Origin of the sequence: Rahnella sp. AN3-3W3 (assembly GCF_003263545.1) — a bacterium.
GTDB classification, from domain to species: Bacteria; Pseudomonadota; Gammaproteobacteria; order Enterobacterales; family Enterobacteriaceae; genus Rahnella; species Rahnella variigena.
Window position 1 is genome coordinate 24581 of record NZ_JYDG01000054.1, and the last position, 17735, is coordinate 42315.

General features: G+C 52.0%; 15 protein-coding genes. 7 read left to right on the forward strand and 8 right to left on the reverse strand.

Translation table 11 applies throughout. From position 1 onward, the window contains the following. Window positions 1-46: 46 nt before the first annotated feature. The 6 genes from UC15_RS15620 to gmk form a co-directional block, all read right to left on the reverse strand. Window positions 47-1366: a PTS sugar transporter subunit IIC gene (locus tag UC15_RS15620; RefSeq protein ID WP_112289297.1), complete on the reverse strand. Its 1320-nt coding sequence runs from the start codon at window positions 1364-1366 to the stop codon at window positions 47-49. A gap of 231 nt (window positions 1367-1597) precedes the next feature. Beyond that, the gene (gene recG, locus UC15_RS15625; protein WP_112289298.1) at window positions 1598-3679 is read right to left on the reverse strand and encodes an ATP-dependent DNA helicase RecG; all 2082 of its coding nucleotides are present in this window, start codon (window positions 3677-3679) and stop codon (window positions 1598-1600) included. Then, on the reverse strand, window positions 3676-4374 hold the full coding sequence (gene trmH, locus UC15_RS15630; RefSeq protein ID WP_112289299.1) for a tRNA (guanosine(18)-2'-O)-methyltransferase TrmH: 699 nt from the start codon (window positions 4372-4374) through the stop codon (window positions 3676-3678). The genes recG and trmH overlap by 4 nt, the downstream gene beginning before the upstream one ends. A gap of 5 nt (window positions 4375-4379) precedes the next feature. Next, window positions 4380-6488: a bifunctional GTP diphosphokinase/guanosine-3',5'-bis pyrophosphate 3'-pyrophosphohydrolase gene (gene spoT, locus UC15_RS15635; protein WP_112289300.1), complete on the reverse strand. Its 2109-nt coding sequence runs from the start codon at window positions 6486-6488 to the stop codon at window positions 4380-4382. Between the two features lie 19 nt (window positions 6489-6507). Then, window positions 6508-6783: a DNA-directed RNA polymerase subunit omega gene (gene rpoZ / locus UC15_RS15640; RefSeq protein WP_015699238.1), complete on the reverse strand. Its 276-nt coding sequence runs from the start codon at window positions 6781-6783 to the stop codon at window positions 6508-6510. Between the two features lie 54 nt (window positions 6784-6837). Further along, window positions 6838-7461, reverse strand: a complete 624-nt coding sequence (gene gmk, locus UC15_RS15645; protein WP_112289301.1) for a guanylate kinase — start codon at window positions 7459-7461, stop codon at window positions 6838-6840. 278 nt (window positions 7462-7739) lie between these two features. Here gmk and ligB point away from each other — a divergent pair, with 278 nt between their 5' ends. Beyond that, window positions 7740-9434: an NAD-dependent DNA ligase LigB gene (gene ligB, locus UC15_RS15650; protein ID WP_112289367.1), complete on the forward strand. Its 1695-nt coding sequence runs from the start codon at window positions 7740-7742 to the stop codon at window positions 9432-9434. Between the two features lie 15 nt (window positions 9435-9449). Here ligB and UC15_RS15655 read toward each other — a convergent pair whose 3' ends face one another. Further along, window positions 9450-10067: a trimeric intracellular cation channel family protein gene (locus UC15_RS15655; protein WP_112289302.1), complete on the reverse strand. Its 618-nt coding sequence runs from the start codon at window positions 10065-10067 to the stop codon at window positions 9450-9452. Window positions 10068-10410: 343 nt separating this feature from the next. On the opposite strand from UC15_RS15655, the gene UC15_RS15660 reads away from it, so the two are divergent. Together UC15_RS15660 and fabF are read left to right on the forward strand one after the other, a co-directional pair. Continuing rightward, window positions 10411-11031 carry a TetR/AcrR family transcriptional regulator gene (locus UC15_RS15660; protein ID WP_112289303.1) on the forward strand — a complete coding sequence of 207 codons (621 nt, stop codon included), beginning with the start codon at window positions 10411-10413 and terminating at the stop codon, window positions 11029-11031. Window positions 11032-11173: 142 nt separating this feature from the next. Further along, the gene (gene fabF / locus UC15_RS15665) at window positions 11174-12448 is read left to right on the forward strand and encodes a beta-ketoacyl-ACP synthase II (RefSeq protein WP_112289304.1); all 1275 of its coding nucleotides are present in this window, start codon (window positions 11174-11176) and stop codon (window positions 12446-12448) included. A 78-nt stretch (window positions 12449-12526) separates the two neighbouring features. On the opposite strand, the gene UC15_RS15670 is transcribed toward fabF, so the two are convergent. Next, window positions 12527-13390, reverse strand: coding sequence for a YicC/YloC family endoribonuclease (locus tag UC15_RS15670; protein WP_112289305.1), 864 nt, complete (start codon window positions 13388-13390; stop codon window positions 12527-12529). A gap of 126 nt (window positions 13391-13516) precedes the next feature. On the opposite strand from UC15_RS15670, the gene rph reads away from it, so the two are divergent. The 4 genes from rph to UC15_RS15690 all read left to right on the forward strand — a co-directional run bounded on the left by rph (window position 13517) and on the right by UC15_RS15690 (window position 17721). Further along, window positions 13517-14233, forward strand: coding sequence for a ribonuclease PH (gene rph / locus UC15_RS15675; protein ID WP_013577632.1), 717 nt, complete (start codon window positions 13517-13519; stop codon window positions 14231-14233). Window positions 14234-14316: 83 nt separating this feature from the next. Further along, window positions 14317-14958 carry an orotate phosphoribosyltransferase gene (gene pyrE, locus UC15_RS15680; RefSeq protein WP_112289306.1) on the forward strand — a complete coding sequence of 214 codons (642 nt, stop codon included), beginning with the start codon at window positions 14317-14319 and terminating at the stop codon, window positions 14956-14958. A gap of 32 nt (window positions 14959-14990) precedes the next feature. Next, window positions 14991-17198, forward strand: coding sequence for a DUF2157 domain-containing protein (locus UC15_RS15685; protein ID WP_112289307.1), 2208 nt, complete (start codon window positions 14991-14993; stop codon window positions 17196-17198). Continuing rightward, window positions 17185-17721: a GDYXXLXY domain-containing protein gene (locus UC15_RS15690; protein ID WP_112289308.1), complete on the forward strand. Its 537-nt coding sequence runs from the start codon at window positions 17185-17187 to the stop codon at window positions 17719-17721. Before UC15_RS15685 ends, UC15_RS15690 begins: the two co-directional genes overlap by 14 nt. Window positions 17722-17735 lie beyond the last annotated feature (14 nt).

Sequence of the window (17735 nt, forward strand, 5' to 3'; positions counted from 1 at the left end):
CACAGAAGTTTCGCTTCTGTGCCTGCCTTTCCTTCTGATTTATCGCTTACTGTGCTGCCTTTTCCGTAAACACCTCTTCCGCTTCAGCGGCTTTCTCCTGCGCCATAAGCTGTTTTTCATAAACCTTGAAGAACGGATAGTAAATCACCATCGAAAGTGCCATCAGCATGACGACCAGAATCGACACTTTGAAATCCCAGCCCATTGCCCAGGCTGCGCCAATCGGCGCCGGAGATGTCCAGGGAACCAGTGAAATCATATGCGGCAGAAGATCGGTTTTAACCGCAGTGTAGGCAATGACGGCATTCACCATCGGTGCCAGAAGAAAGGGGATGAAAAATACCGGGTTCATAACAATTGGCGTGCCGAAGATCACCGGCTCATTAATGTTAAAGCAGCTGGGTACCAGACTGAGTTTGCCCATTGTACGCAGATGCGCCGACTTGCTGCGACAAAACAGCAACACCAGCCCGATGGTTGCGCCGGAGCCGCCGATAACGATCAGGAAATTCCAGAAAGCCTCGGTCATGATGTGCGTCATCGGTAAACCTGCGGCGAGATCTGTCTGATTCAGGCCAAGGTTGGTTAACCAGAAAGCCTGCAACATGCCGGAAACGATGGCTGAACCGTGAATACCGGCAAACCACAACAGGTGGCAAATCAGCACGGCGAGAAGTACTGCGGGCAGTGAGTCAGCGGCGGAAATCAGCGGCTCGAACAGCGCCATAATCGCCTGTGGTAACAGCATGTCGAAACCTGACTGCACCAGCAAACTCAAAGGGAAAAGCGTCACCACCACCGCAATAATCGGGATCAGCAAATCGAATGAATGCTTAATGTTTGAAGGAACCTGTTCAGGTAAGCGTATGCCAATATTGTATTTTTTCAGCAGCCGCGTCAGCTCAGTCACATAAATCGCCACCAGAATGGCGGTAAATATGCCCACGCCACCCAGCGCGACGGTCGACATTTTCTCATCAACCTGCGGCGCAGCAACCAGCAGAAAAGACATCAGCGCCAGCATCGCCGTCATAAACGGGTCAAGTTTGTAACTTCTTGCCAGATTGTAGGCAATCGATGCCGCGATGTAGATCGACATAATCCCCATCGTCATATTGAACGGCGTCAAAATTTGTACTTCATATTTAGCCGAAAGCGCCAGCCAGCTCCTGGCGAAACCCCACGAAGATTCAGGCGAGAATGGCGGGTGGACAAAAACCAGTAAAAATGAGCCGACAATCATAAACGGCATTGCTGAAATGAAGCCATCACGTACTGCCATGACGTGCCGTTGTGAGGAAAGCCTGGCAGCAAAAGGGCTGATCTTTAGTTCTATAAAGTTAAAGAGTGACTGGCTGATGCTCATAATAATATTGGCCTTATGTTGAAGAGTTCAGACACGGTTGCCTTAATTATCATCAGTGTAGTGATGGGGTATGAAACCGGTTACCGACTTTGCCTCACTCTGTGAAGGTCATCAAATAACCAACGAAGAAAGCAGTTCAGCTGCGGTGACATTAAAATTTGCATGAATGTGAAGGCGCAAAAACATCATTTTTAATAATGCTTCGACGATAAGAGAGAGTGGAGAAGGGGATCAGGCGTTGGTGTATCTGACTCTTTCCGGCAGCCAGCGTTCTATCAATGCTTTGGCGTGATCCGGGAACTGCTGTTGCAGATAGCGCGCTATACGCTGCACGTCGGGGATCATTGCCTGGTCGCGTAACAGGTCCGCGACTTTAAACTCTGCACTGCCAGTCTGGCGCGTACCCAGTAATTCGCCCGGTCCGCGGATCTCTAAATCCTGCTGGGCAATGACAAAACCATCGTGACTGTCACGCAGTACCTGCAAACGCTTCTGCGCAGTTTTGCTCAGCGGCGTTTTATAGAGCAGAACACAGTGGGAAGCCACGGCACCGCGCCCGACGCGGCCGCGCAGCTGGTGTAATTGCGCCAGTCCTAAACGCTCCGGGTTTTCGATAATCATCAGGCTGGCATTTGGTACGTCAACGCCGACTTCAATAACGGTCGTCGCCACCAGAAGTTGCACTTCGCCTTGTTTAAACGCCTGCATGACGGCCTGTTTTTCCTGCGCTTTCATGCGACCATGCACCAGCCCGATGTTGAGCGCTGGCAGGGCCTCTTTCAGTCCTTCCCAGGTGGCTTCGGCTGCCTGAGCCTCGAGCATTTCTGATTCTTCGATCAGCGTACATACCCAATAAGCCTGACGATTTTCCTGCTCGCAGGCACTTTTGACGCGGCTGATAATATCACTGCGGCGGGTATCGGGGATCGCGACGGTTGTTACCGGCGTACGGCCTGGCGGCAATTCGTCGATCACTGACGTATCAAGATCCGCATAGGCAGTCATGGCCAGAGTTCGCGGAATAGGCGTCGCCGTCATGATCAACTGATGCGGATGGAACCCTTGTTGCAGGCCTTTCTCCCACAGCGCCAGACGCTGGTGTACACCAAACCGGTGCTGTTCATCAATGATGACCAGAGAAAGTGACGAGAACAAAACCTGCTCCTGGAAGATGGCATGCGTGCCCACCACCATTGAAACCTGACCGCTGGCAATCGCGTCTTGCTGCGCCTGCCGGGCTTTACCTTTTTGTTTTCCTGCCAGCCAGCCGACCTGAATTCCCAGCGGTTCAAACCACTGACGGAAATTATTGGCATGTTGTTCGGCCAGCAATTCTGTCGGCGCCATTAATCCGACCTGTTGCCCCTGAGCGATAGCGCAGAGTGCGGCGAGAGCTGCTACCAGCGTCTTGCCAGAACCCACATCACCCTGAACCAGACGCATCATCGGGTAGCTTTTCGCTAAATCCTGCTCGATTTCAGCCACCACGCGCTGCTGCGCGCCTGTCGGGCTGAAAGGAAGAGAAGCGAGGAACTGTTTTTTCAGGCGATCGTCATGGTGCAATGGCAGTGCTTTATAGCTTTGTGTACCGGCGCGAACGGCCAGCATACTGAGATTATGCGCCACCAGTTCTTCCATAATCAGGCGTCGCTGAGCAGGATGATGACCTTTCTCAAGATCGGCGAGCTGGATGTCTGGCGGCGGGCGATGCAGTAAATGCAGCGCCTGAGGAAGCGGGATCAGCGAACGGCTTAATTCTTCCGGCAATAATTCGGCGATAGGTACGGTATCGAGTAATTCTAAAGCCTGATCGGTCAGTTTACGCAGTGTTGCCTGGCGAATACCTTCCGTTGTCGGATAGACCGGCGTCAGCGATTCCTGCAAAACCACTTCACTGTTTTCACCCTGAATGCGGTATTCCGGATGAATGATTTCAGCGCCGATGGTGCCGCGTTTAATTTCGCCATACGCGGTGACACGACGGCCTGCTGCCAGACTGTTTTTCATCGCGGCGTTAAAATTGAAGAACCGCAACGTCACCATGCCAGTGCCATCGCTTATCTGACAGGTCAGCATTCTGCGGCGGCCAAAACTGATATCACTGCGCAGCACTTCGCCTTCTATAGTTGCGAAAATGCCAGGCTGTAAATCATTGATGGTGTAAAGGCGGGTACGGTCTTCATAACGCAAAGGCAGGTGAAGCAGTAAATCCTGAATAGTTTCAAGGCCGAGTTTAGCGAGTTTATCTGCCTGACTGGCTCCGACGCCGGAAAGCGACGTCAGCGGGATGGCGTCGAGCAGGCGGCCTTTCATCTTTTTTTAACCGTCATTTGCATCGCAGACCACCATTCGTCATCGGCAACAATCTGGCCGTGATCGTCAATGAAAGGGCGTGGCAGTTTTTTGCGCTTCGCCACATTCGACAGCACCGGATAGCCACCTTCAAACAGCAGTCGCTGCTGCTCTTTCTCGCTCAGCAGGCTGGTTTCACGGCGATACAGACCGGCATTTTCCCGCTGACGCTGTGCTTCGTACAGGATAAGTGCTGAGGCGACAGATACGTTCAGAGATTGCACCATCCCGATCATCGGAATGATGATATCGCTGTCCGCGAGAGCTAAAGCTTCTGGAGTGATACCCGTTTTTTCTTGTCCGAGTAAGATACAGGTCGGACGGGTGTAATCAATGGCACGGAAATCGACAGCTTTTTCAGAAAGATTCGTAGCGAGTATTTGCATACCCTTCGCCTTCATTTTGGCGACGGCTTCCTGAATGGTTTTGTGTGTTTTGACCTGAACCCAGCTGTTGCTGCCCGCCGCCGAAGAGACCAGTGTTTTCATTCGGGTGGTAGGCCAGACGGCATGGATTTCATGAACGCCGACGGCATCTGCCGTGCGAATGACGGCAGAAACGTTATGCGGTTTATGCACCTGTTCCATGCAGACCGTCAGGTCTGGCTGTCGGGCCGCAAGCATTTCGCGGATACGCGCATAACGTTCTGGGGTCATAACAATCAGTTTCGGTTGCGGGTAACTTTAATGACGTCCGGCATGATACGAATTTTACGCATGATATTCGCCAGATGAACGCGATCGCGAGTCGTCAGGCGGATAAAGGCGCTGTAGACGCGACCGTCTTTTTCTTCGGTGCTCAGGCTCTGAATGTTCGACTGAGCAGCATTAATTGCTGCTGTCAGGTTCGCCAGTGCGCCCTGATGGTTGAACATATCGACTTTGATTTCGGCGATAAATTCCTGATCCGTTTCCTGATGGTCATCCCAGTCAACGGCCATGAATTTCTCAGGTTCTTTCTGATAGCCACGAATATTACGGCAGGATTCATGGTGGATAACCAGACCTTTGCCCGGGCTGACGTGCGCAATAATCGGGTCACCCGGGATCGGACGACAACATTTTGCGAACGTGATCAGTACGCCGTCTGCGCCTTTAATCGGCAGATTACGCGTGCCTGACGATGCCATTGATGACTGATCGCCCATCAGATTTTTAGCAACAACAACGCTCATCGCGTTGCCGAGACCGATTTCAGCCAGCAGATCATCCATCGCCACGAGCTTCATGCGATCCAGCTCATTTTTAATGTTTTCTGGCGGAATATCTGACAGTTTTTTACCGGCACCCAGCGCGTGATTCAGCAGACGACGACCCAGCGAAACGGAATCATCACGTTTCAGGTTTTTAAGCATCTGGCGGATTTTGGCGCGAGCGCGTGAACTAACGACAAAGTTTAGCCAGGCCGCGTTCGGGCGGGCACCCGGAGCGGTAATGATTTCGATAGTCTGACCGCTGGTGAGCGGCTGTGAAAGCGGATAAGGCTGGCGGTCAACGCGCGCGCCGACACAGGCATGGCCGATATCGGTATGCACTGCGTAAGCAAAGTCGACCGGCGTCGCGCCCGCAGGCAATTCGACGATACGACCTTCCGGGGTAAAGACATAAATCTCATCCGGGAACAGATCCGATTTCACACTCTCGATAAATTCAAAGGAGTTGCCTGCGCTTTGTTGCAGCTCAAGCAAACTCTGCAACCAGCGTTGAGCGCGGATCTGCGCCGTCGTGCTGGTTTCACTGTTCTCTTTATAAGCCCAGTGAGCCGCAACCCCCATCTCTGCCATCTGATCCATATCTTCAGTACGGATCTGCACTTCAACCGGCACGCCGTGCGGGCCGATAAGTGAGGTATGCAAAGATTGATAGCCGTTGGCTTTTGGGATTGCGATGTAATCTTTGACCCGACCCGGACGCGGTTTGTAGAGGCTGTGAGCCTGCCCTAACACGCGATAGCAGGTATCGAGGTCTTTAACGATCACCCGGAAGGCGTAGATATCCATGATGGAATGGAAACGCTGTTCCTTGAGGTGCATTTTGCAATAGATAGAGTACAGGTGTTTTTCGCGGCCACTGACACGGCACTGAATACCGGCTTCGGTTAAACGGCCTTCTATCTCAGAGAGGATTTTTTGGATCATCTCTTTACGGTTACCACGCGCGGCTTTCACCACTTCTTTGATGACGCGATAACGGTTTGGATAGAGTGCTTCGAAGCCCAGCTCTTCGAGCTCGGTTTTCAGGTGATGAATACCCAAACGGTGTGCCAGCGGGCTGTAAATTTCCAGCGTTTCGCGGGCAATGCGGCGACGTTTATCCGGGCGCAAAGAGCCCAGCGTGCGCATGTTATGGGTACGGTCAGCGAGTTTGATCAGAATGACGCGGATGTCTTGCACCATCGCCATGACCATTTTGCGAAAGTTTTCCGCCTGCGCTTCTTTCTTATCGCGGAACTTCAGCTTGTCTAACTTTGAAACGCCTTCAACCAGCTCAGCAACGCTCTTGCCAAACAGTTGTTCCATATCCTGGTAAGTTGCAGGCGTGTCTTCGATAACGTCGTGTAATAACGCCGCCATCAGAGTCTCATGATCGAGTCTCATTTCAGCCAAAATACAGGCCACGGCCACCGGGTGAGTAATATACGGCTCACCGCTGGAACGTGTTTGCCCCTCGTGCGCATCCCGCGCCACGAGGTAAGCCTGCACGAGGCGCTTAATTTGCTCCTCCGGCAGGTATTTTTGAATCAGTTGATTCAGGCTTTCAAAGATATACAAGTGAGATCCGTTTCGTTAATTAACGACGGCCTTCAGCGATGGCAGTCACTGCCTGAATCTCTGCGGCTTCCTGCTCTTGTTGCTCCTGACGGTCACGAACGTCGAGGATCTGATTAGTGATCAGGCCTTCTTCGATTTCGCGCAGGGCAATAACGGTGAATTTATCGTTTTCTTCAGCGACCAGTGGATCTTTACCACCAGATTGCAGCTGGCGTGCGCGACGAGCAGCCACCAACACCAGGTCAAAACGGTTACCAATTTTCTCAACAGCGTCTTGAACAGTTACGCGTGCCATATATGTGCTACTCCACAGGGTGACGAAAGACTGGGCATAATACTGAAAGTGACTTCAGTCTGCCAATAGTTTGGTGATTAATCCGTCATGACGGAGCCGCTGACGGCTCAGACGCAGACGTTCGGCGCGAATAATGGTTTTTAAATCCGATAACGCCAGATCAAAATCATCATTCACAATTAAATAGTCGTATTCAGCAAAGTGCGTCATTTCCGCAACAGCTTGTGCCATACGTTTTGCGATAACGTCTTCGCTGTCCTGACCGCGGCCACGCAGGCGGCGGTCAAGCTCATCTTTGGATGGCGGCAATACAAAAATACTGCGTGCCTGAGGCATTTTTTTCCGGATTTGCTGAGCGCCTTGCCAGTCGATATCCAGGAAAACATCCACACCAGAAGCTAAAACCTGCTCAATGGTTTCACGCGAAGTGCCGTAGTAATTACCGAAAACTTCTGCGTGTTCTAAAAAGGCATCACGTTCAATCATCTCGCGAAACTCTTCTTTAGAGACAAAGAAGTAATGTTCGCTGTGTTTCTCGCCCGGTCGCATTGAACGGGTGGTATGAGAAATAGAAACCTGTGTGTCGTAGAGCGGTTGTGTTTTAAGTAAAGCCTGAATCAGACTTGATTTACCTGCTCCACTTGGGGCGGAGACAATATATAGCGTGCCTTGAACCATGATGACGTTTCAACTGAATGGGTTGATAGGAAGTATGCGAAGAGTGATCTCTCGCACAGTATACACGCTCGCCGCATTCGGTGCAGTGCCCAGACGTATTTCATCGCAACTTCGCACGGGAAAATAGCCTTTCTTTGTCGATTTACGTGCCGTCTTCCAAAATTTCTTTTCGTTACAGCAACTCACTAAATAACGGTGAATGCATCTCGCAGGAATCAAAAATGCGACTGGCGGAAGATATCTCTGCGGCGTTTACTGGCGCCCACAAGGAGGTGCTTATGCGCCAGCTCATCATTATCAGTCTGTTATTTATCCATTTTTCTTCTCTAAGCGCTGAGTTGTCTGAGCGTGCATGTCCTGCCTGGCCAGCGACACATCTGGAAAAGGAAACCCGTCAGCTCACGGCCCAACTCGCACAATGGGACACCGCTTACCATCAGTCAGGCATCAGCCCGGTTGAGGATTCGGTCTATGACAATTTACGCCAGAAACAGAGTTTTTGGCTGCAATGTGCCGGTCAGGTACTTCCTGCACCAGTGATCCCCCGCGCAGAAGATGCTATTTCCGTTCATCCGGTTTCTCATACCGGGCTGAATAAAATGAAAGACAAGCAAGCTGTTGCAGACTGGATGAAGGGGCGTAAAAACCTTTGGGTGCAGCCCAAAATAGATGGCGTAGCAGTGACGCTGATTTACCGATACGGGCAACTCGCCGCGTTGCTCAGCCGCGGTGATGGTGAAAAAGGACAAAGCTGGACCGCAAAAGCTGCATTGATTCCGGCTATACCCCTGACTATTCCCGACCTGGCACCCCAACTGGTGTTACAGGGCGAGCTCTATCTGAAGATGACCGGTCATCAGCAGCGTGCTGATGGCGGCGTGAATGCACGATCGAAAGTCGCGGGGGCAATGCTGCGCACTTCGGCCTCTGACATATTGAATCAGCTGGGTATTTTCATCTGGTCGTGGCCGGATGGTCCGCTCAGTATGAGCTCGCATCTCGGGAAACTCAGCCAGTTCGGTTTTCCTGTGGTTTCTCAATACACCCTGCCCGTGAAATCTGTTGATGAAGTCGCTAAATGGCGTGATACCTGGTTTCTCCGGCCACTGCCTTTTGCGACCGATGGCGTCGTCATCCGTCAGGAAGAGGAGCCTGCGGGAAAATATTGGAAAAATAAGCCAGCGACCTGGGCTGTGGCGTGGAAATATCCACCGGTAAGACAGCTCACAGAAGTCGCGGGTATCACGACGACTATCGGGCGAAGCGGGAAAGTCACCATCATTCTGAATCTGAAAAGCCTCAGGCTGGACGACAAATGGGTGAATAAGGTGAATGTGGGATCCATAAATCGTTTCAGAAAATGGGATGTGCTCCCGGGAGACCAGGTGGCCATTACACTGGCCGGGCAAGGGATCCCGCGTCTTGACGAAGTTGTGTGGCGCGTGAGTGAGCGCACGGGGCTGCAACTGCCAGACCCACAGCAATACAACGCGCTTTCTTGTTTCACGCCTGAGCCTGGTTGCGCGCAGCAGTTCCTATCCCGGCTGGTCTGGCTCAGCGGACCGGAAGCGCTGGATATGGCCGGATTTGGCGGGGCAACCTGGCAAAAACTGCTCGATGCTCGTCCTGCTGATTCGCTGGTCAGCTGGTTAGATATCACCGAAAAAGAGATGGCTGCGGTTCCGGGCATTGGTGTTAAACAGGCTCAAAAGTTGATGGCCCAGATTTCCCTGACGCGGGAAAAAGATTTTCGCCACTGGCTTTCAGCAATGGGATTTCCAACATTTGCACTGAAATTTGCAGAGCGCCAGCATTCCTGGAACCAGCTGAAAGCAATGACCTCGCCGGAGTGGGAAGCAAAAGCAGGAATCGGGAAAACGCGGGCGAACCAGATTTTTGAGTTTATTCATCACCCGCAGGTGATGGCAATCGCCGGGGCGTTAAGGCAGGCGCATTTGCCTGCCTTTCAGTGAGCTATAAAAACCGGGTTAATGGTCCGAATGCGGATAATTGAAGACAGGCAATCCAAGGCGGAACCGTAATGCAATCAGGCGAGCAATAAACCCGACCAGCAGGGTAATGATTACCACCAGATTGTGCGGTAACGAGAAATATTGCAGGCCGATATACACCCAGGCAGAGGCAAATGAAACGCCTGCATATATCTCTTTCTGGAAGACCAGTGGGATCTGATTACACATCATGTCCCTCAGGACGCCACCGAAAACGCCGGTGATGACTGCGCAAACCGAAGCGATGATAGGACCATGTCCCATATCGAGCGCCACTTGTGTTCCGATAATAGAAAACACCACCAGCCCCAGCGCATCCAGTACCAAAAAGAGCCGGCGCAGGTGTTGCATAAGCGGTGCAAGCCAGGTGGTCATGAGTGCGGCGACGGCCACAATGACAATGTATTCCGGATGCTTAACCCACCCCAAAGGATAGTGCCCCAGCAGCATATCGCGGACAGAGCCGCCACCAATTGCCGTCGCTGATGCGATAATAATGACGCCAAAGGAGTCCATTTTACGCCGCCCGGCAGCAAGAGCACCGGTCATAGCCTCTGCGGTGATCCCAATAATATAAAGAACAGTGAGTAACATCGATATGCGCCAGACGAATCAGTAATGAGAAAGCGATAGCCGCGTAGAGTAATGAGTTTCCCATTGCCTCTCGACTGAGTTTTTCTTTTGCATTGATTTTGAAATTACTAAATCTAATGCGATTACCCCTGAAACTTGCCTGTGTAAAAGGGTGGGTAAGAATGTCGGGTTATTTTAGATTAGAAAAATCGCAATTGCTCGTTACTTTAACCTTCCTTTTACTCTTTAATGTACGCCCGACATTCTTATCAGAGGTGAATTTTCTCTGTTTATAAGTTACGATTATTTAAAATCGTCACTCATTGACGCAATGCATAATAGTTTTATCTGCCCGGAGGCGTGTATGAAACCCGATATTCCGGTTGCGTTAACACAGCGTGGACCTGCCGGGCACGAACGGCGTGAGCAAATCATTGATGCTGCTTTCGAGCACTTTCGCCTTTATGGGTTTGCCAAAACGTCGGTTGCCGATCTGGCAAAATCGATTGGCGTTTCAAGTGCTTATATCTATAAGTTTTTTGAGTCTAAACAGGCTATTGGCGAAGCTATTTGCTCGCAACGTGTTGGGCAGATAGATGAAGCACTCCTGTTGATTGCACAAAGCGACCAAAGTGCGACTCTGCGCCTGAGATCTATTTTTAAAACGCTGCTGACACGTAGTCTGGATCTCTTTTTCCAGGATCGGAAATTACATGATCTGGCCGCGACAGCAGCGGCTCAGCAATGGAAATCGACACTAAATCACCGGGCAATGATGTACAGCATTGTTGAGAAAGTGGTCACAGACGGGCGCGAATCTGGTGAGTTTGAGCGTAAAACGCCGCTGGATGAGGTTTGCATGGCGATCACCAGCGTGACCACGCCGTTTTCGCACCCGTTGTTGCTGGAACAAAAAACGCCGGAACAACTGGAAGAGCGCGTTCAGGCGATTACCAGCCTGGTTCTGCGCAGTCTGGCAAAATAGCCATAACGAAATTTTTGGTTACGGGTTTACAAAATCGTAATTCGTCACATACTGTCAGCCTTATTATCAGAAACCCGTTTCTGGCCGGTTCATCAAAGCGCCCGCAGAAACTTAAGTCCTAAACAGACAGAGAGGAATATTTATGTCTCATCGTCGAGTAGTTATAACCGGCATGGGGGCTGTGAGTCCTCTGGGCTGTGATATCGAAACGATCTGGAAGCGCCTGCTGGCCGGTCAGTCCGGTATCCGAGTTTTACCGGAAGAGATTGTTGAAACCCTGTCCGTGAAAATTGGTGGTCAGGTACAAACCAAAGAACAGGACCCTGAGTCAGGATTCGATCCGGACCAGTTCGTGGTGCCCAAAGATCAGAAAAAAATGGACCGTTTCATTCTATTCGCGATGGCTGCTGCTGATATGGCCGTTGCTGATGCGGGCTGGAAAGCAGAAACGCAGGAACAGCAGGAACGTACCGCAACGGTAATCGGTTCCGGTATTGGTGGTTTCCCGGCGATTGCGCATGCTGTACGTACTAACGATAGCCGTGGCGCTAAGCGTTTGTCCCCGTTCACGATCCCTTCATTCCTGGTGAATCTGGCGTCTGGTCAGGTTTCCATTAAGCATCAGTTCAAAGGCCCGATTGGCGCACCGGTAACGGCTTGCGCGGCAGGTGTCCAGGCGATTGGCGATGCTGTACGTTTGATTCGTAATGACGAAGCGGATGTTGCGCTTTGTGGCGGTGCAGAAGCGGCTATCGATACTGTGAGTTTGGGTGGTTTTGCTGCGGCGAAAGCGATGTCCACCGGCCATGAAGATCATCCGGAAAAAGCTTCCCGCCCGTTCGACAGCGCGCGTGATGGTTTCATCATGGGCGAAGGTGCGGGCATGCTGGTGATTGAAGAGCTGGAACACGCGAAAGCCCGTGGTGCGAAAATTCTTGCTGAGATTGTCGGTTACGGCACCAGCGGTGACGCTTACCATATGACTTCCGGTGCGGAAGATGGTAACGGCGCGGGTCGCGCCATGAAAATCGCGCTGCGTCAGGCGGGTATCCAGCCTTCAGATGTCCAGCACCTGAATGCTCATGCCACCTCTACCCCGGTGGGGGATCTGGGTGAAATCAATGCGATTAAAACCCTGTTCGGCACCGACGGTAAGCTGGCGGTGACATCCACCAAATCTGCGACCGGGCATCTTCTGGGCGCGGCTGGTGGTCTGGAAACCATCTTCACCATTCTGGCCGTGCGTGACCAGATTGTTCCTCCGACGCTGAATCTGGAAAACAAAGATGAAGCAGCTGCAGGTCTGAACATTGTCGGTAATACCGCGCAGAAACATGAGATTACCTATGCCCTGTCAAACGGCTTCGGTTTCGGTGGCGTGAACGCCTGCGTACTGCTGAAACGCTGGGAAAACTAATTTCCCTCGCTGTTAAAGCATAAAAAAACGCCTCGGGTTGTGATGACCGGAGGCGTTTTTTGTGCGTGAGGCGAATATTTACTCGATATTCTGGATCTGCTCGCGCATTTGCTCGATCAATACTTTCAGCTCAATGGCGGAAGTCGTGACATCGGCGTTGATGGATTTAGACGCCAGCGTATTCGACTCGCGGTTAAATTCCTGCATCATGAAATCAAGACGACGGCCAACGGCTTCTTCCTTCTTCATGATTTTGTGCGTTTCTTTGACGTGTGCTTCCAGACGGTCCAGCTCTTCTGCTACATCAACACGCTGCGCCATCAGCACCAGTTCCTGCTCCAGACGGGTGTTTTCCAGCTGTACCTGGGCATCTTCCAGCTTGCTGACCAGACGTTCGCGCTGCCATTGCAAAATGTTTGGCATCTGGGCACGAACCTTGATCACCTCAGCACTGACACCGTCGAGACGTTGCTCGATCATGGTTTTCAGCGCGGCACCTTCGCTTTCACGGGCGCTGATGAAATCGTCCAGCGCAGTTTCCAGAGCCACCAGTAATTCGTTGCTGATAGCATCCAGATCCTGTTCTTCGGCCAGCATGACGCCCGGCCAGCGCAGAACTTCCAGCGGATTGATTTCACCTTCGTCACTTTGCATTTTTACCCATTGCGCGGCTTCAACCAGCTGTTTAGCCAGCTTTTCATTGAGCTGCAATGTGCTCTGTGCGCCCGGATCGAGATCAAAACGCAGATTACATTCGACTTTACCGCGGGTCAGGCGAGAACGAATACGCTCACGGACGACCGGCTCCAGGCTGCGGAATTGCTCGGGCAGACGGATGTAAGTTTCGAGATAACGTTGGTTTACCGAGCGGAGTTCCCACGCTGCGCTGCCCCAGTCACCCTTAATTTCGCGTCGGGCATAAGCGGTCATACTTCTGATCATGTATGCGTACCTGTTAATGTAAAGATGCAGCGATTATAGCCGTGCCGTGCCGGTCATGATAGGCATTACCTCGCGAAGTCCGTATAATGCGCAGCCAAACATGATTCGCGACCCGGAGAACTATCCATGCGTCCAGCAGGCCGAAATGCACAACAAGTGCGCCCCGTAACACTGACCCGCCATTACACTAAACACGCTGAAGGTTCCGTGCTGGTGGAGTTTGGTGATACCAAAGTGCTGTGTACCGCCACGGTGGAGGAAGGTGTTCCGCGTTTTCTGAAAGGTCAGGGACAAGGTTGGATCACCGCTGAGTACGGCATGTTGCCGCGTTCTACCCACACGCGTAATGCGCGTGAAGCTGCAAAAGGCAAGCAAGGCGGCCGTACGCTGGAAATTCAGCGTCTGATTGCCCGTTCCCTGCGTGCTGCTGTCGATCTGAAAAAGTTGGGTGAGTTCACCATTACCCTCGACTGCGACGTGTTGCAGGCTGACGGTGGTACGCGTACTGCGTCCATCTCTGGTGCGTGTGTGGCTCTGGCCGATGCGCTGAATGCGCTGGTGGCTGCGGGTAAACTGAAAGCTAACCCGATGAAAGGCATGGTTGCCGCGGTGTCTGTCGGTATCGTTAAAGGCGAAGCGCTGTGTGACCTTGAGTATGTTGAAGATTCGGCAGCTGAAACCGATATGAACGTCGTGATGATGGAAGATGGGCGCATGATTGAGGTGCAGGGCACCGCAGAGGGCGAGCCATTCAGTCATGAGGAGCTACTCGGTTTACTGGCCCTCGCCCGAGGGGGCATCGACACTATCTTCCAGGCGCAGAAAGCGGCGCTGGCGGAATAATTTTTTAAGGCGACTGAGAAGTCGCCTTTTTTATGGCCTGCGGGCTGACAATTAGAAATAAGACATTATCGAGGAGACCATCAATGAAAGCCTATCAGCGCCAGTTTATTGAGTTCGCACTGAACAAACAGGTTTTGAAATTCGGCGAATTTACCCTGAAGTCAGGACGCATCAGCCCTTACTTCTTCAATGCTGGTTTGTTTAATACCGGCCGTGATCTGGCGTTACTGGGACGTTTTTATGCCGAAGCATTGGTGGATTCTAAAATTGATTTCGATTTAGTGTTTGGCCCGGCTTATAAAGGGATCCCAATCGCGACGACCACGGCGGTTGCGCTGGCTGAGCACCATGAGCACGATGTGCCATACTGCTTTAACCGCAAAGAGGCCAAAGACCACGGCGAAGGCGGTTTGCTGGTAGGCAGTCCGTTGCAGGGGCGCGTCATGCTGGTGGATGATGTGATCACCGCCGGGACGGCTATCCGTGAATCGATGGAAATCATCAATGCCAATAACGCCACTCTGGCAGGTGTGCTGATTTCTCTGGACCGTCAGGAACGCGGACGCGCAGATATCTCCGCCATTCAGGAAGTTGAACGCGACTATCATTGCAAAGTGATTTCAATTATTACGCTGGCCGACCTGATTGAATATCTGGAAGAAAAAGCGGAAATGGCTGACCATCTGGCTGCTGTGCGGGCTTACCGGCAGGAGTATGGCGTTTAATATCGGGTAAAACTTGATAAGGCAGGGATGTCATGACACAAATTGAAGCGGGCAGCAAAGCATGGATGCCTTCCCGGGCGGCAGAGTTTCTCTGTCGCCAGACGCAGCACCTGGTCAGAAGCCGCATCCTGACGCCAGCGGAATGCCAGCGTATTTATGATTTTTTTGGTGTCCGGCCTGATTATCCAGAATGGCGAAAATTTCTGGTCCCATTACTCTCGCTACTGGGTTTGTTGTCGCTGGTCGCGGGTGCCGTCTTTTTTGTCGCCTGGAACTGGGTAAATATGCCGAAGATGGCAAAATTTGCGCTGGCAGAGTTGTTGATCGTTGCGCTTGCCGTCGTAGTCTGGTGGCGCTGGTATGACGGACTTGCACGCAGCGCCTTGCTGGCCGCCGGCCTCAGTTTTGGTGCGCTGTTTGCCCTCTATGGCCAGATTTATCAGACGGGCGCCGACAGCTGGGAGTTGTTCAGAGCCTGGTTGTTTGTTTTCCTGCCTTTAGCCCTCATCGCCCGACAGAACAGTCTGTGGTTCTGCTCCTGGTTACTTGCCAATCTTACGTTTCAGCTCTATTACGCTACGGTGTCAATGTCTTTGCTGGACAGCGCGGCATTTGACGGTCTCGACTATTTCCCTGCAACTGCGCTCTACAGCTATCTGATTGTGCAGATATTGTGTCTGGTTACGCGTGAAGTGCTTGCCCTGCGGACCCTAAAACATAATCCTCAGTCCTGGCTCGCCAGTCGCTGGTTCTCCCGCGTGATGGCTGGTTTTCTGCTGTTGATGCTGACGTCCATCGTGGCGGGAAATATATCCGGCTGGAGCTACGGTAACCATTATCCCTTTATTACCGCGTTATGGCTGGTTGTTTTGCTGGCGGGATACCTCTTCTACCGCTATCGCCATCCCGATCTTTGCATGCTGACGCTGGGGGCGGTCAGTTTGGCTGCCGTTGGATGCGTATTGATCATGCAAATGTTCGACAGTTCTTACGATGTGGGTGGCCTGTTTATGCTGGGCTGTCTGATGGCTTTATGGCTGGCGGGATGTGGTGCCCTGATGCTCTACTGGCGGCGTAAACTCTATGAGCGCCAGCCGGTCGAGGTCTCCTCCACGGAGATCGCTTTACTGACGGAGCAATTACGTCAGCATAATTTGCTTAATCAGACGCAAATTGAAGAGATTCAGCAATACGATCACTCCTCTCACCTTCCCTGGTATCTGCGGCTGACGCTGGGTATCGGTGGCTGGGTGGCGGCGATGATTATTTTACTTCTGCTGATGCTGGTGCTGTATGTTGTCGGCCTGCTCAATGATCCCAACGCTGCCACGGTGATTATCCCTTCGCTGCTCCTTGCCTTTGTCGCGGGCGGACTTTTGCGCGTACAGGGCGTGAGCAAGCATCATATCGGGCTGGCATGGGCAATAGCCGCAACCTGTGGCCTCTGTTTTGGTTTCTATATTCTCTTTGAGCCTGGTTGGGAAATGTCTTTCCTGGTGGGCTCGCTCTGTTCATTGCCGGTGCTTGCGTTGATGGCGCTGGCGATGCCTGATCGTACTTTCCGCTTTATGGCGATAACCGCGCTGACATTTTTGCTAATCCTTTCCGGCAATTTGCTGGCTGGCATGTATTTACCGCAGGCCGCCAGTTTTTGGGCAGTTTCAGCGCTGGTCGCTGCCATAGTGATTTTCTGGCTGTGGATTATCAGAGAACAAATTAATCTAAAAGCCACATCATGGGCTGATGCGGTTTCTCCTTTCCTCTGGGGTATTCCTTCCGGCCTGATATTGCAGTGTTTTTCCGGTATTAATTCCTCGCTTCTCTTCGATTTTTTCTGGCAGCCAGCAGGGTATTTCACTCTTTCGCAGGGTACCGGCGCAGGCATTGCCGCAGGTTTAATATTGGGGTGTTTATATCAGACTGGGGTGAAAAAGACGCCATCAGCAATGCTGTATCTGGCGGCGGCGGTTTTGTGTGGTGCCGCAGTCTTTTATGCTCCGGGGATCGGCCTGGGCCTGTGGTTGTTACTGATGGCCCGTTATCAGGGAAGTCAGGGGATTTTAGCCGCGAGCGGCTGTTTTTTGGCGCTGTATGTCATTGACTGGTATTACTTCCTCGGCGTCAGCTTATTGCATAAATCTCTTCTGATGTTTGTCACAGGCGTGGTGTTGCTGGCGCTGGTATTTGCAGCCAAAAAGCTGATCTCCGCGCGTAAGGAGCAAACTTATGCGAACCGGTAATCTGAGAAAATGGCTGGCAGGATTGGTGATACTGCTGACGCTGACCGCAGTGAATACGGGTATCTGGCAAAAAGAGCAGGTGCTTAAACAGGGCGCGGTGATGATATTGCAGCTTGCGCCGGTTGATCCGCGTTCCCTGATGCAGGGGGATTACATGGCTCTCAATTATTCCATAACGCGATCTTTGCAGGAGGAGTTTTACCAGCAACGTCAGGTTTGTGATTCTGTTCCACAGACCCCGTGTCTGCCTGTCAGTGGCAAAATTATTGTGACCGTTAATGTACAGCGGCAGGTGACTCAGGCGCGGTTTGATAGTGGTGAGCCTTTGAAGCCTGATGAACTGCGGGTTAACTATCACATGAAGTCCGGAATGCTGACTGTGGGGACTGATGCTTACTTTTTCCAGGAAAGTCACGGTGAGCGTTTCGCCAGCGCGCGTTATGGTGCATTTCGGGTAGGGGAAGACGGGTCGGCATTACTGACTGCGATGCTGGATAAAAATGGAAAAATGATTCAGCCGTAACGGAAAAACAAAAG